The 15,716-nt window shown below is 42.0% G+C and carries 14 protein-coding genes; 3 read left to right on the top strand and 11 right to left on the bottom strand.

What is annotated here, in order from left to right; all coding sequences use genetic code 11:
• Nucleotides 1–6: 6 nt before the first annotated feature.
• From ispD to cysJ, 9 genes are all read right to left on the bottom strand, one after another.
• Entirely contained in the window at nucleotides 7–744 is a 738-nt protein-coding gene (gene ispD, locus P3L37_RS04470) for a 2-C-methyl-D-erythritol 4-phosphate cytidylyltransferase (protein WP_004913881.1), read from the bottom strand.
• A 67-nt stretch (nucleotides 745–811) separates the two neighbouring features.
• Entirely contained in the window at nucleotides 812–1,099 is a 288-nt protein-coding gene (gene ftsB / locus P3L37_RS04465; protein ID WP_004260736.1) for a cell division protein FtsB, read from the bottom strand.
• A 160-nt stretch (nucleotides 1,100–1,259) separates the two neighbouring features.
• Nucleotides 1,260–1,868, bottom strand: coding sequence for an adenylyl-sulfate kinase (gene cysC, locus P3L37_RS04460; protein WP_109912005.1), 609 nt, complete (start codon nucleotides 1,866–1,868; stop codon nucleotides 1,260–1,262).
• A gap of 5 nt (nucleotides 1,869–1,873) precedes the next feature.
• The gene (gene cysN / locus P3L37_RS04455) at nucleotides 1,874–3,316 is read right to left on the bottom strand and encodes a sulfate adenylyltransferase subunit CysN (protein WP_109912004.1); all 1,443 of its coding nucleotides are present in this window, start codon (nucleotides 3,314–3,316) and stop codon (nucleotides 1,874–1,876) included.
• Between the two features lie 36 nt (nucleotides 3,317–3,352).
• Nucleotides 3,353–4,261 (bottom strand): sulfate adenylyltransferase subunit CysD, encoded by a 909-nt coding sequence (cysD, locus tag P3L37_RS04450; RefSeq protein WP_004913887.1) that lies wholly within the window; start codon nucleotides 4,259–4,261, stop codon nucleotides 3,353–3,355.
• Nucleotides 4,262–4,274: 13 nt separating this feature from the next.
• On the bottom strand, nucleotides 4,275–5,687 hold the full coding sequence (gene cysG, locus P3L37_RS04445; protein WP_110732229.1) for a siroheme synthase CysG: 1,413 nt from the start codon (nucleotides 5,685–5,687) through the stop codon (nucleotides 4,275–4,277).
• A gap of 497 nt (nucleotides 5,688–6,184) precedes the next feature.
• The gene (gene cysH / locus P3L37_RS04440; RefSeq protein WP_110732230.1) at nucleotides 6,185–6,919 is read right to left on the bottom strand and encodes a phosphoadenosine phosphosulfate reductase; all 735 of its coding nucleotides are present in this window, start codon (nucleotides 6,917–6,919) and stop codon (nucleotides 6,185–6,187) included.
• Entirely contained in the window at nucleotides 6,916–8,649 is a 1,734-nt protein-coding gene (gene cysI / locus P3L37_RS04435; protein ID WP_110732231.1) for an assimilatory sulfite reductase (NADPH) hemoprotein subunit, read from the bottom strand. Before cysI ends, cysH begins: the two co-directional genes overlap by 4 nt.
• Nucleotides 8,649–10,454, bottom strand: coding sequence for an NADPH-dependent assimilatory sulfite reductase flavoprotein subunit (cysJ, locus tag P3L37_RS04430; protein WP_110732232.1), 1,806 nt, complete (start codon nucleotides 10,452–10,454; stop codon nucleotides 8,649–8,651). The genes cysI and cysJ overlap by 1 nt, the downstream gene beginning before the upstream one ends.
• A gap of 344 nt (nucleotides 10,455–10,798) precedes the next feature.
• Between cysJ and queD the strand changes: the two genes are divergently transcribed.
• Together queD and P3L37_RS04420 are read left to right on the top strand one after the other, a co-directional pair.
• A complete protein-coding gene (queD, locus tag P3L37_RS04425) occupies nucleotides 10,799–11,164 on the top strand; it encodes a 6-carboxytetrahydropterin synthase QueD (RefSeq protein WP_004913900.1) in 366 nt (121 codons plus the stop codon).
• 368 nt (nucleotides 11,165–11,532) lie between these two features.
• Nucleotides 11,533–12,150, top strand: coding sequence for a YagU family protein (locus P3L37_RS04420; protein ID WP_004913904.1), 618 nt, complete (start codon nucleotides 11,533–11,535; stop codon nucleotides 12,148–12,150).
• A gap of 65 nt (nucleotides 12,151–12,215) precedes the next feature.
• Here P3L37_RS04420 and queE read toward each other — a convergent pair whose 3' ends face one another.
• Nucleotides 12,216–12,887 carry a 7-carboxy-7-deazaguanine synthase QueE gene (gene queE / locus P3L37_RS04415; protein ID WP_109911999.1) on the bottom strand — a complete coding sequence of 224 codons (672 nt, stop codon included), beginning with the start codon at nucleotides 12,885–12,887 and terminating at the stop codon, nucleotides 12,216–12,218.
• A gap of 178 nt (nucleotides 12,888–13,065) precedes the next feature.
• Between queE and P3L37_RS04410 the strand changes: the two genes are divergently transcribed.
• On the top strand, nucleotides 13,066–14,433 hold the full coding sequence (locus tag P3L37_RS04410; protein ID WP_109911998.1) for an amino acid permease: 1,368 nt from the start codon (nucleotides 13,066–13,068) through the stop codon (nucleotides 14,431–14,433).
• 76 nt (nucleotides 14,434–14,509) lie between these two features.
• Here the strand turns inward: P3L37_RS04410 and megL are convergent, their stop codons facing one another.
• Entirely contained in the window at nucleotides 14,510–15,712 is a 1,203-nt protein-coding gene (gene megL / locus P3L37_RS04405) for a methionine gamma-lyase (protein ID WP_109911997.1), read from the bottom strand.
• Nucleotides 15,713–15,716: the final 4 nt, after the last annotated feature.

The following is a 15,716-nucleotide window of genomic DNA, read 5'->3' as shown; positions in this document are numbered from 1 at the left end:
TTTTCCTTAGTTGTTCATTCTTGAAAGATAAAATTCCGCTAAAGTGAGGTCTTCTGGGCGCGTCACTTTTAAATTATCAGCGCGGCCAGCAACTAACACAGGTTGGTGGCCGCAATATTCTAGCGCAGAAGCTTCATCGGTGATCACTGCGTTTTCTTTCAAGGCTTTACTTAGACAATCCCGTAATAATATTAACGGAAAAAATTGTGGTGTAAGGGCATGCCATAACGCTTCACGTTCAACGGTATGGTCAATTAATTGGTTGGCTGTTGAACTACGTTTCATGGTATCACGCACTGGGGCAGCGAGGATCCCACCACAACAATTTTGTTCCGCTGCTAATTGAATAATTTCATTTAAATCTGATTGATGAAGGCAGGGACGCGCTGCATCGTGCACTAATACCCAGCAATCTGAAAATTGGGGATTAGCAATTAAAAAATCCAGTCCCGCTAATACTGAATCGGCGCGTTCTTTGCCACCAATAACCGTCGTCACTCGAGGGTCATTAGAAATTTCAAGTTGTTGAAAATAATCATCTTCCGCACTCAACGCAACCACAATTTCTTGCACTTTATCATTTTCTAGCAATGCGCTGATGGTGTGCTCAATGATTGTTTTACCTGCAACCTGCAAGTATTGTTTTGGGCACTCTGCATTCATACGGCTACCTACCCCAGCAGCAGGAATCAGTGCAACAATTCGCGGAAGATTATTTTGTGGGGCATGGTTTGGATTTGTCATTGTTGAATTCTTACATCAGAAATTATCAGGCTAATGGGTATACTATTTTGACATCATATTATTGTGTCTATTTCTGGTTATTACTTTCTTTAACCATTCGATAAAATGACTCTCCAGGTTTGATCATCCCAAGCTCTGTTCGGGCTCGTTCTTCAATCGCATCTTGGCCATCATTTAAGTCGTTGATTTCAGCGAATAGCTGTTCATTACGCATTTTTAAGCGCGAATTTACAATTTCCTGAGCGGCGACATCATCTTTGACTTGTACGTAGTCATGTATGCCATTTTTGCCTAACCATAAGGAATACTGTAACCAAGCTAATATCGCAATTAATAGTAGCGTTAATTTACCCATCTTGCCCCCTGAAATGATTTGCTAATCATCCCATAACTCAACGATTGACGCTACTGTGATACTAAAATTGTGCTAAAAAGTCAGATTAAGTCGGGTTTGAATACGCAAAATACCGCCTTATTTTACCATCAGATAAAATAAAGGAGGTATTTAAGCTGTATTAATAATCTAGCTGAATGACATGATTGCGCAATAAAAGCGCAATGATTTGGGAAAGGGAATCCGAAATGGGTTGTTGTCCATCCAGATGCAGCTCAGGGTTTTGAGGTATTTCATAAGGGGAATCAATCCCCGTGAATTGTTTTATTTTTCCTTCCCGTGCTTGTTGATATAACCCCTTGGGGTCTCGCTGTTCACAAATACTTACGGGGGTATCCACGTACAACTCAAAAAATTGCTCAGGTTCAAATAAATCACGAACTTTTTGTCTATCCGCTTGGAAAGGCGAAATAAATGCGGTCGCAACAATTAACCCTGCATCAACCATTAACTTCGCCACCTCCCCCACTCGACGAATATTCTCTTGCCTATCGGCCTCATTAAACCCTAAATCACGGCATAAACCATGGCGAATATTATCGCCATCCAATAAATAGGTTTTCATTCCCATGGACGTCAATTGGTGCTCTATTGCCCCTGCTAATGTCGATTTCCCAGAACCTGATAACCCGGTGAACCACAACACAGCACCTTTATGGCCATTATTACTTTCACGTAATTGGCGAGTTACTTGATGTTGGTGCCAAACAATATGGTTTTCTTTTGTCATCCGTATTATTTCCCACCCAATACATCACGCGCACCCCAATGTGGGAAATGGCGGCGTACTAATTTGTTTAGCTCAATTTCAAATTCACTAAAATCACTGGGTTGATCAAAAACAGGGGCTTGTGTTTCGCGGACTAAACCCGCGCCAACCGTCACATTTGTGAGCCTATCAATAAAAATCATTCCACCAGTGTCTGCATTGCGTTGGTAGTTTTCCAGTAACAATGGCTCATCAAAGGAAAACTCGACTAAACCAATCCCATTCAACGGCAGCTCTGTCGCTACTTTCTGGGTTAAATTATTGATATCAACTTGGTATTGAATATTTTCTACTTTTGCTCGACTGCGTTTTCCCGCAATTTTAATATCAAGTTGTTGGCCTTGAACTAATGGCTGTTCAGACATCCACACGACATCGACAGAAGCATGCTGCGTCGTTTGTAAGGTTTCATCTTGTGCAACAATTAAGTCGCCACGACTAATATCAATTTCATCCTCAAGTACTAATGTAATCGCTTCCCCCGGTATAGCAAAATCTTGTTCCCCTGAAAAAGTCACAATTTCTTTAATTGCTGAAGTGGCGCCTGATGGCAACACTTTGACCTTTTGACCCACTTCCACGATCCCTGCTGATAATGTCCCGCTGTATCCGCGAAAGTCTAAATTTGGGCGGTTCACATATTGCACAGGGAAACGCAAAGCTTGCTCCGAAGCTTTTTGTTCCACTTGAACATTTTCTAATATCGATAATAGCGTATCACCTTGATACCACTTAAAATTATCGCTAGCATTTACAATATTATCGCCATCTAGGGCTGAGATCGGTACAAACCAGACCGTTAAATCCACAGGCAACTCCATTGCAAACTTTTGGTAATCCTGCTTTATTTTTTCAAAAATGGCTTCACTGTAATCCACCAGATCCATTTTATTGACGGCAACAATAAGATGGCGGATCCCAAGCAATGTACTAATAAAACTATGGCGACGCGTTTGTTCCTGTACCCCTTTTCGAGCATCGATCAACAAAATAGAAAGTGAGCAAGTTGATGCCCCTGTCGCCATATTGCGCGTATATTGCTCATGGCCGGGGGTGTCCGCAATAATAAATTTGCGCTTTTCTGTTGAAAAATAACGATAAGCCACATCGATGGTGATCCCCTGCTCACGTTCAGCAGCAAGGCCATCCACCAGCAGAGCAAGGTCAAGTTTTTCCCCTTGAGTCCCTATCCGCTTACTATCACTTTGCAAAGTTGACAGTTGGTCTTGGTAAATTTGGCGAGTATCATGCAGTAAACGGCCAATTAAGGTACTTTTACCATCATCCACATTACCGCAGGTTAAAAAGCGTAATAATCCTTTATGTTGCTGCGCCAATAAATAAGGTTCTACACCACCTTGCTGTTCAATTTGATGAGCGATTGATTCATTATAAACGGCTTGTGCCATGATTTTTCTCCTGACTTTGCGTATTAACCTTGCCCACTAAAAATAACCTTGGCGCTTTTTCAACTCCATCGAAGCGGATTGGTCGCTATCAATCAGCCGCCCCTGTCGCTCACTCGTCGTAGAAATCAACATTTCTTCTATAATCTCAGGCAGCGTTTGTGCTTCTGATGGCACAGCTCCCGTCAGTGGCCAACAACCTAATGTTCTAAAACGCACTTTTTGCTGACTAATGACTTCACCCGCTTGTAGGTCAATACGGTTATCATCCACCATTAACAAAGTACCGTCCCGCTGAATAACTGGCCGTTCTTTTGCAAAATACAGGGGAACAATATCGATGTTTTCCAAATAGATATATTGCCAAATATCGAGTTCTGTCCAATTTGATAGTGGGAAAACACGAATACTTTCCCCTTTATTGACCTGCCCATTATAGTTATGCCACAGCTCAGGCCGCTGGTTTTTAGGGTCCCAACGATGAGATCGGTCACGAAAAGAGTAGATCCGCTCTTTTGCGCGTGATTTCTCTTCATCACGACGAGCACCGCCAAATGCAGCATCAAAACCATATTTATCCAAAGCCTGCTTTAAGCCTTCAGTTTTCATAATATCGGTGTGCTTAGCACTGCCATGTACAAACGGGTTGATCCCCAGCTTTTCTCCTTCAGGGTTACGATGAACAAGTAGCTCAAAACCGTATTTTTCTGCTGTTGCATCACGAAACTCGTACATTTCACGAAATTTCCACCCCGTATCAACATGTAAGAGAGGAAATGGCAGTTTTCCCGGATAAAATGCCTTGCGTGCTAAATGGAGCATCACAGAGGAATCTTTACCAATAGAGTACAGCATGACTGGGTTAGCAAATTCGGCGGCAACTTCACGAATAATATGAATACTTTCTGCCTCTAACTGCTGTAAATGAGTCAATTTTTTGTCGTTCACGATAGCCCCTTACTTAAGCCAGTTCCAATACGGCACTGCGCCATCTGATGTCTTCGGTTTGAGAACCAAACCACGCGAGTTGTTGGTGCAATGCAGCTACTTCACCAACCACTATCAAAGCAGGAGCGGGTGCCTGCTGTGCTAATACTTCAAGCTCGTTTAATTTGCCAGTCACTACTTTTTGTTCACGCCGAGTGCCACAGCCGATAACAGCAACAGGGGTATTTTCAGCACGGCCGAATTGAATCAACTGTTCGCTGATTTTCGCGGCCTTTACGGTGCCCATATAGATAGCTAGCGTTTGGTTCCCTCGAGCAAGCGCCTGCCAATCAAGTTCCATTCCATTTTCACGACAATGACCTGTAATAAACGTAATACTCTGTGAATGCTCTCGGTGAGTCAGCGGAACCCCCGCGTAAGCGGCTGCACCAATCGCCGCTGTTACACCAGGAACCACTTGAAATGGGATCCCCGCTTGTGCCGCAACTTGTAGCTCTTCTCCCCCTCGCCCAAACACAAAAGGATCACCACCTTTCAGGCGCACCACTTTTTTACCTTGTTGAGCAAATTTCACGATCAAAGCATTGGTTTCTTCTTGGGAAACACTGTGATTTCCTGCGCGTTTCCCAACACAAATTTTGTCAGCATCGCGACGAACTAGTTCGAGTATTTCTTCACTCACCAGATGGTCATACAAAACCACCTCTGCACTTTGTAAAACTCGCAACCCTTTTAACGTCAGTAGCCCCGCATCTCCCGGACCGGCACCGACTAAGGTTAATTCGCCATGGTTATCAGGTTCATACAATTGACGTTCCAATTGTTGTTCCGCTTCACTGAATTGCCCTTTTTCAACTAGCGAAGCAAAACGTCCACTGAAACTTTTTTCCCAGAAGCGCTTCCTTTCACGCATACTCGTTAGTGTTTCTTTGACTTTATGACGCCAGCGGCCGGCTATTTCCGCCATTTTTCCCAAGGAAGTTGGTAGCATCGTTTCCAGTTTTTCTCTAAGTAAACGAGCCAAAACAGGTGCCGTCCCTCCTGAAGAGATCGCCACAATCACCGGGGAACGATCAATAATAGAAGGTACAATAAATGAACATAACGGCTGGTCATCAACCACGTTAACGAATACTTTCCGTTCATTAGCGTCATAGAAAACGGTTTCATTCAGTAATGCATCATCTGTTGCTGCGATAACTAAAAAAGCATCATCTAAATGAATGGATTGGTAATCTTCAGCTAACCAAACAAATTTATTTTGTTGGTGCTCCGCTTGTAACTGTGTACATAACGTCGGTGAGATGATCACTAAGTCAGCTTGTGCTTTTATTAGCAATTCTGCTTTTCGTGCTGCGACAACACCGCCGCCAATTAACACGACCTTTCGCGTGCGGACATCGACAAATAATGGTAAATAATCCATCTTGCTCACCCATCGTTATATAAACTGATTATAAGAAATATAAAATTGACTATATGGCTTCAAACAATAGGTTTGAAATGACAAAAAGCTCTTTCTTGTAACTGAAAGGAATAAGCCAAATAATCATCACAACCCTGATAGAAAATCGATAAATACAAATAAAAAATAAAACTTAGATTAAATTTAACAAGTTAACTAATTACTGATTTAATTTAATAATTAGCTTGAAATACTTTTTTAAATACAAAAGTATTCCTTTGTAATTAAACAAATATTTTATTTATTTAGTTATTATTTGCTTATATTCAATACCCTAAATAATTCGAGTTGCATGTAGCCAACAACGCTGCGGCTTGAATTATGACTAAATTAATACTCTAAATAATTCACGTTGCAGCTAGGCGGCAAGTAAATGAGTCACTAGGAGCATACACCAGTATGTGACTAGTGCGAATGCACGTAGCCAACAACGCTGCGGCTTGAATTATGACGAGTATTTAGTTTTCATGCAGCCCGCATTCACGCTTTAATCCAAAAAAACGAGTATCTTCTTCATTCATTCCCTCTTCCCATTTGCGAGTTGTATGGGTATCACCAACCGATAAATACCCTTGCTCCCACAGAGGATGATAGGGTAAATCATATTTTGTTAGATATTCATAAACTTGCTTATTATTCCAATCAATCACTGGTAAAACTTTAAAAATGCCTTTTCCGATACCTAGCACAGACAAATTTGCGCGGCTTGCTGATTGCTCTCGCCGTAAACCTGAAAACCAAGTTTGTGCCTGTAATTCATGTAACGCGCGCTCCATTGGCTCAACTTTATTCAATTGGTTATAACGCTCAATACCATCAAGCCCTTGCGTCCAAAGTTGACCATATAGCGCTTCTTGCCAAGCAGGTGACTGCTTTGCTCGATACACCTGTAAATTTAAATTCAACTTATCTGTTAACGCCTCAATAAATTGATAGGTCTCTGGGAACAAATAACCGGTATCCGTTAAAATAACTGGGATATTTGGCACAATTTGCGTCACCATATGCAATGTTAGTGCCGCTTGGATACCAAAGCTGGAAGACAACACAAACTCTGCGGGTAAATATTCAATCGCCCACTCAACCCGTTGCAATGCATTCATAGCTTCTAACTGGGAATTAAACTCCGCGAGATAAGCGACTTGTTGGGGCTTATCGAGTGCGGTGAGTGTTGCTAGCTCAAGTCGACTCATACCGCCTCCTTTACCTCATAAAAATCGATGGCTGAATTCAATACCGGTTTTACGACATTGGTGCGAATAAGAAAATCGCCAAACCCTTCGTCAGGCAAGCGTGCCTTTGCCCAGTCACCGATTAATTCATCTAAAATGGTTAGAATTTCCGCACTGCTAATATTTTCACGATACATGCGTGGAATACGAGTACCAATGCGATTTCCACCTAAATGTAAGTTATATCTATCAATAGCTTTACCGACCAGCCCAACCTCTGCCAACATCGCTCGCCCACAGCCATTAGGGCAACCCGTTATCCGCAAAACGATATGTTCATTGGCCACTTGATGAGAGGCCATAATACTTTCCACCTGACTAATAAATTCAGGTAAAAAGCGTTCGGCTTCCGCCATCGCGAGCGGGCAAGTTGGAAATGATACACAAGCCATGGAGTTTTCACGTTGCGCCGTTATGTCATCACTCATTAACCCATGAGATCTGGCAATCGCTTCAATTGCCGCTTTTTCACTTTCAGGCACCCCCGCGACAATTAAGTTTTGGTTTGCCGTTAAACGAAAATCACCTTGATGAATACGCGCAATTTCGGCCACACCGGTTTTTAATGGCTTATTTTCTAAATCAATTAATCGACCATTTTCAATAAACAATGTTAAGTGCCAGCGATTATCAATCCCTTTGAGCCAGCCAATTTTGTCACCACGTTCAGTGAATTGATAAGGCCGAATGGGCTCAAAAGTTACACCAGAGCGCCTTTCGACCTCTGCTTTGAAAGTATCGACTCCTACACGTTCAAGGGTATATTTGGTTTTTGCATTTTTACGTTCAGTTCGATTGCCCCAATCCCGTTGAGTGGTGACTATCGCTTCTGCAATGGCTAATGTTTTGTCTAATGGAATAAACCCAAACTCACTGGCTAAGCGAGGAAATGTTGCGGTATCCCCATGAGTCATAGCAAGGCCACCGCCCACCAGCACGTTAAAACCGATCAACTCACCGTTTTGGGCAATTGCAACAAAGTTCATATCATTTGCATGCAAGTCCACATCATTTAGTGGTGGGATCACGACTGAGGTTTTAAATTTTCGTGGCAAATAAGTTTGCCCTAAAATTGGCTCTTCATCCGTTGTCACTATCTTTTCTTTATCTAACCAAATTTCCGCGTAAGCACTAGTGCGCGGTAATAAATGTTCAGATATTTTCTTTGCCCATTCATAGGCTTGTTGGTGCAATTCGGATTGCACAGGGTTAGAAGTGCATAACACGTTACGGTTAACATCATTCGCCGTTGCAAGGGCATCTAAACCAACATGACTTAGCATTTGATGGGCAGGCTTTACATCCCCTTTGAGGATGCCATGAAACTGAAATGTTTGCCGATTCGTAATACGCACACTGCCATACAGCGTGTGCTCCGTGGCAAACTTATCAATATCAAGCCATTGCTTGGGCGTAATTATGCCGCCCGGCAAACGACAACGCAGCATCATTGCATGGCGAGGTTCGAGTTTTTGTTCCGCCCGCTCGGCACGAATATCACGGTCATCTTGTTGATACATCCCGTGAAAACGAATCAACAGGAAATTATCACCCTCAAAACCTCCCGTTAACCCATTTTTTAAGTCATCCTTAATGGTTCCACGTAAGTAATTACTGTCTTGCTTCATGCGTTCACTGTCAGCAAGTTTACCTTCGACAATTAAGGGCTTTTGTTGTTGTTCATTGCTCATTAATAAACATCCCTCTGATAACGGCGCATTACGCGCAGCTCACTTAAAAATTCATCAGCTTCTTCACTATCCATGTTCCCATATTGACTGACGATATCTAATAATACCTGTTCGACATCTTTGGCCATCCGGTTTGCATCACCACATACATAGATGTGCGCACCTTCTTGTAACCATTGCCATACTTCTTCACCTTGTTCGCGAAGTTTATCTTGTACATAGATTTTTTCTTGCTGGTCGCGGGACCATGCTAATGAAATATGGGTTAATAAACCGTCTTTGACATAGCGCTGCCATTCCACCTGGTAGAGAAAGTCGTCAACAAAATGTGGGTTACCAAAAAATAACCAGTTTTTCCCTGTCGCACCGTCATTATCACGCTGCTGTAAGAAAGCACGAAATGGCGCGATCCCGGTGCCAGGGCCAATCATGATCACAGGCGTATTTGGGTCTTGTGGAAGACGGAAGTTATCATTGTGTTCAATGAATATGCGAAGTTCATCATCCTCATTTAAGCGGTCAGCTAAGAAACCTGATGCACCACCAGTACGTGCCTTACCATCAATCTCATAGCGGACAACCCCAACCGTTGCATGAACTTCATTTTCTACCTCAGATTGGGAAGAAGAAATCGAGTACAAACGAGGGGTTAGCGGACGCAGTAGGTCAACAAATTCTTGGGCAGTAGGCTGAGATGCCGCTTGGCGTACCATATCGACGATTGGCGTATTTTGTGCGTAGTGCAAAATAGCGGCTTTATCGCTAATCAATGACAACAACGCATCATCTTTTGACAACTGAGCATATTTTTCAACAATTACTGGGGTATTTTGTGTCAGTTCTAATTGATAAATTAGTGCATCACGTAGTGAATGGCGCTGTGAACCAATAAAGACTTCTTCGTCACCTTGCAACCACAACAAAGCCACCAGCTCATCAACTAAAGCAGGGTCATTATCGAACCAAACACCTAGCGCGTCACCAGGTTGATAACGTAAACCAGAGTCACCGAGATCAATTTCAATATGGCGAACATCTTTATGCGAGTCTCGACTGGTGATCTTTTGATTACTCAGAAGAGACGCTGTTAATGGCGCAGTTTTACTATAAGGTGATGAATGAATTTCATTCACACTTCCTGTTTGAGTCGCCAATAATTGGCTATCACTTTGAGCAGGAACGCGAGCTTTTAAAATTTGTGTGAGGTTTTCAACCCACTCACTCGCAATCGCTTGATACTCAACATCGGCATCAATTCGCTCGGTTAACGATATAGCCCCTAATGATGCAAGTTGCGAATCGAAATCTTTACCCGCTTGGCAAAATTTTTCGTAAGAAGAATCTCCCAGCGCGAAAACCGCATAGCTGGTTTGTGATAAATTAGGGGCTTTTTTAGAATGAAGGTATTTATACAGTGCAACCGCTTCTTCGGCTGGTTCCCCTTCACCTTGTGTTGACGCTACAATAACCAACACTTTCTCTTGGTTGATTTGCTTGAATTTATAATCCCCTGCATTCACTAAGTTCACACTAATTTTTTCAGCAACCAAGCGCTCTCTGAGCTGCTCTGATAGGCGACGTGCATTTCCTGTCTGTGAAGCTGAGATAATTGTGATAGTGTCTTGCGTAACTGCAGGCGTACTGACCGATGCATCAACTTGCGTATTTTGATTTACCACTCCCCACAAATACCCAGAAAGCCATGCGAGTTGATGAGATGAAAAATCATCAACGGCCGTCTGTAAACGTGTTAATTGCTCAACAGATATTGGCAGCGCCGCTAATGGCGGCTGTTTTTTTGTCATTATCTTGTAACCCCAGCGTTATTCATCTTTGATTTAAAAAAACGATGCCATGTCATTACCCCAGAAAAGACCGACAACCTAATACCTGCCCATTCCCCCAAATAATTAGGGTAATAAAGCAAAAAATACCGCAGTACCTGAAACATATAGGGTATGCCGTTAGGTTATAACAACCCTAGATAATGGGATAAGAAACGATAGCCATAATTAATAACTAAAAAGCCTAAAGCAATTAACTGATGGATCATATTGATAAAAGCGGTTAACGCTATTTTAGTAATTAAAGATATTTTCACCTAAAAATGCAGTACAATACGCTGTTTATTCACAACAAGGAGCCACATATGAGCACAACAATCTATAAAGATTTCACATTCGAAGCCGCCCACAAACTTCCTCATGTGCCAGAGGGTCATAAGTGTGGTCGACTCCATGGGCATTCTTTCATGGTGCGTTTAGAAATCACCGGTGAAGTCGACTCACATAGTGGTTGGATTATTGATTTTTCCGATGTAAAAGCCGCTTTTAAGCCTATTTGGGAACGCTTAGACCATCACTATTTAAATGATATAGAAGGGTTAGAAAACCCAACTAGTGAGGTGTTAGCTCAGTGGATTTGGCAACAAACGAAGCCTTTACTACCATTATTAAGTGCGGTTACCGTAAAAGAAACCTGCAATGCAGGCTGCGTCTATCGCGGGGAAGCTTAAAAGTTAATGCGTTAAAAAAGTCACATAACATAGGGATACACGCTCCTCAGACCGCTGACTTAGCGGCAAGCCTAATAGGTTTTGAACATAAATGAGGGGCTAAATCCCTATATCCTCACTTTCGACTCATCACCCATCACTCATCACCAATATCAATGCCCAACGCTGTATAGAAAGCTTCCTGACTGCCTTTTACAGGCTAAATCCTAAAGATCCATACGTTATTAAGGTCGAGATTAAGGCAATAAATCAGTGGCTGATATTCCCCCCTTAACATTAAGGATATAAAAACATTTATTTGACATAGTGCATCAAATTATAACCTGATCTATTATTTATCATTATTTACTTTTAATAAGGCAGGGAAAATGAATCTATTTCAACAAACACCTAAGTCCAGAAGGCGCTATGGGCTGGCAGCATTTATCGGTTTAATTGCAGGTATTGTCTCTTCGTTTGTCAAGTGGGGCGCTGAAGTTCCATTACCCCCAAGAAGTCCAACGGATATGTTTAATGCCGCTTGTTCACCTGAAACACTGATTCGTGCAGCAGAACAAATTGACTGCTCACGCAATTTCCTCAATCCACCTTATATTTTCTTAAGAGATTGGTTAGGAATTGCAGATCCTAACTCTGCAGTTTATACCTTTGCTGGGCACGTTTTTAACTCTGTGGGTGTTACTCACATCATATTTTCTATCGTGTTTGCGGTCGGGTATTGCATTGTTGCTGAAATATTCCCTAAAATTAAGCTATGGCAAGGGTTGTTAGCAGGTGCACTGGCGCAATTATTTGTCCACATGATTTCATTCCCTCTAATGGGGCTCACCCCTCCACTTTTCGACCTGCCATGGTATGAGAATGTGTCAGAAATATTTGGTCATTTAATTTGGTTTTGGTCTATTGAAATTATTCGCCGTGACTTACGTAACCGTATTACTCACGAGCCAGATCCTGAAGTACCATTAAACCAACCATTTAGATAATTTAAAGACCCCCAATAAGCGTTTTCCAGTTATTGGGGGTTACTGCTAGGTTATCGCTATTTTTATTATTGAATATCCAAATACTTATGTGTCTGAATCGATAACCGCCAGTTACGTTGAATGCAGGTTGCAATACACAATTTTGTTGCTGCCGCCTTTTGGCTAATTGGCTGCAATGCCACTGATGGAGAGGGCTCGACAGTACGTAATGCTAAAATTTTCTCAAGAGCCTCAATATCTTTTTCGCGAGCAACAGGATGCTTAATTTCATTAGCACGATTTACTGCTTGGCTGATCACCTGTAACCCTCCTTTCATACCGACTTTTGGTGATACGGTAACCCATGTGTTATCTGTGCATTGAATAGGGTATGTGCCGCTAGTTTCAATTTGGCATTGATATCCGTGTTGTTCTAATATCCCAGTCAGTGGCTGTAAATCATAAATACAAGGCTCACCGCCGGTAATAACAATATGCTGTGCGCTGAAGTGTTTTTCTTTCATTAATTGAATCAATGCCTCACCGCTTGCCATGGCCCATAAATCTGAATCAATCGTTTTAAGTGCGATATCCCCTAGGGTCGATTCTTTATCTTGTTCTTTTTCCCATGTTTGTTTGGTATCACACCAGCTACATCCAACTGGGCAGCCCTGTAAACGAATAAACACAGCAGGAACACCAGTAAAAACCCCCTCTCCCTGAATGGTTTGGAAAATTTCATTAATTGGGTATTTCATATCACTCCTAAAATAGTTAGCTAAGCACGCATTATATTGCAGATATCTATCTCACGAACAAGGAAGTTTGTGATAATGTAGCCACCTTAGGGTTCAATAAAGTACGTCCGACTGAATAAACAATACCGAAAGCATATTCGGAACAACATATCGAACGAAGAAAAAGACAGGAAAAGACATGCAAAGTAGTGAACAAAATCAACTCAGAAAGGGGCTGAGTGTTCGGCACATTCGCTTTATGGCTCTAGGGTCAGCGATTGGTACCGGCTTATTTTATGGTTCTGCTTCTGCCATTCAAGCGGCAGGTCCAGCAGTTTTACTCGCTTATATGGTCGGTGGTGCCGCTGTATTTATGGTTATGCGAGCCTTAGGCGAGATGGCAGTGCATCACCCAGTACCCGGTTCATTCTCTCACTACGCTAGCCATTACATGGGCCCCCTCGCTGGTTTTTTGACTGGCTGGAACTACGTATTTGAAATGTTAGTCGTGTGCTTGGCTGATATTACCGCTTTCGGGATGTACATGGGGTTCTGGTTTCCACATGTTGACCAATGGGTATGGGTATTAAGTATCGTGCTATTTATTGGTGCGCTCAATTTATGCCATGTTAAAATTTTCGGTGAAATGGAATTTTGGCTGTCTATCGTGAAAGTCTCCGCAATCATCGCAATGATTGTTGGTGGTACCTTCTTAATGTTCTACGGTTTCGGCCAAGAAACTGACCATGCGGTAGGTATCCAAAATCTCTGGGAACACGGTGGCTTTATGCCTAACGGTATTGAAGGTGTTATTGCATCCTTAGCTATCGTAATGTTCGCCTTTGGGGGTATCGAAGTGATCGGTATTACCGCCAGTGAAGCACAAAATCCAGAAAAAACTATTCCTAAAGCAATCAATGCAGTACCCATTCGTATTTTATTATTCTATGGGTTAACACTTTTTATTCTGATGTGCATCTATCCGTGGAATCAAATTGGTCAGAATGGCAGCCCATTCGTCCAAATTTTTGATAGCTTAGGTATTCAATCAGCGGCAAATATCTTAAATATCGTGGTGATCACAGCAGCTGTCTCAGCTATCAATAGTGATATTTTTGGTGCTGGTCGTATGATGTATGGTATGGCACAAGACAAGCAGGCACCAAAAGTCTTTACCAAGTTAACGAAAAGTGGGGTGCCTTGGGTCACTGTGATGGTGATGTCCGTGGTAATGTTACTCGGCGTGTATTTGAACTACCTACTTCCAGAAAAAATCTTTGTGATTATTGCATCAATCGCAACCTTTGCAACTGTTTGGGTCTGGTTAATGATCCTACTTTCTCATGTCGCAATGCGTCGCCAAATGAGCGCTGAAGAAGTTAAAAAACTCAAATTCCCAGTTCCATTTTGGCCGATTGGTCCTGCAATTACTATTGCATTTATGGTCTTTGTTATTGCATTACTAGGATTCTTTAAAGACACCCAAGTTGCCCTTCTCGTTGGGTTTGCATGGGTCGCTATATTGAGCGTCACCTTCTTTGTAATGCGTAAATTTCAAAAATCTTAATCGACTAAAGTATTCGTAAAGTGAATTTAGGCCCTATATTTATATGATATAGGGCCTTTTGTTACCTATTGTGGTATCAAAAGAGCGCTTGCTTAATATCGGCAATCAAATCATTAGCGCTTTCTAACCCAACTGATAAACGAATAAGCCCATCACTAATCCCATACTGTTTTCGTTCCTCAGCAGTGTAAGTAGAATGGGTCATACTTGCAGGGTGCTGAGCCAATGACTCACAATCACCGAGGCTAACCGCACAAGAAAATAGCTGTAGACGGTTCAGAAACTGCTTACCCGCCTCAAGGCCCCCTTTAAGTTCAAAAGCAATCATCCCTCCAGGTAACTTCATCTGCTTTTGAGCTAATGAGTATTGCGGAAAACTCGGTAAACCTGGATACATTACCTGAGAAACTTCAGATAACGAGGCCAAATATTTTGCAACTTTCTGTGCATTTTTAACCACCCTTTCCATTCTGATTGGCAGTGTTTTCATTCCTCGCAATATCAGGTTTGCATCATGAGGGGATAAACATGCTCCAGTCATATCTTTCAGGCCAACCAATCTGATTTGCTTCGCTAATTCCTCAGTTGTTATAACAGCGCCAGCCATCACATCACCATGCCCATTCATATATTTCGTTAATGAATGAACAACGATATCCGCCCCAAGCTCAAGTGGTTTTTGAATGTAAGGAGTACAATAGGTATTATCTACTGTCACCAATATTTCTTGGTTATTTGCAAGGTTATATTGATGAACGATATTACTCACAGCATTAATATCAACTAAGCGCATATTTGGGTTTGCAGGTGACTCGAAAAATATCATCTTTGTTTTTTCAGTGAGTTCCTGTGCCACATTATTTGGGTCACTCATATCAATGTGACGAACTTTGACACCAAATTTAGCTAACCCATGATGAAAGAATGCATATGTACAGCCATAAACCGTCATATCAACTAACAGCTCATCTCCTGGGCTTAGTAAGGTCCAAAGAGTCGATGTTATTGCCCCCATCCCTGAAGAAAATACAATTGCTGCATTTCCCTCTTCTAAATCAGCAAGCCGCTTTTCCAACAAACTTAATGTTGGGTTATTTATTCGTGTATAAATATACCCATCCGATTCACCGCTAAAACAAGCGGCACCTTCTTCAACACTATCAAATACGTAAGTTGACGTTTGATAAATAGGAGAAGCGAGTGATCCTAAATTTTCGGCTGCATCATAGTAATTATGTATCACACGCGTATCAAAAGAATACAATTTATCTAATATCATACCA

It is taken from the genome of Providencia sp. PROV114 (assembly GCF_032704305.1).
Taxonomy (GTDB): domain Bacteria; phylum Pseudomonadota; class Gammaproteobacteria; order Enterobacterales; family Enterobacteriaceae; genus Providencia; species Providencia rettgeri.
Note: the sequence above shows the minus strand (reverse complement) of the source record. Positions and strands in the feature narration are given on the sequence as shown.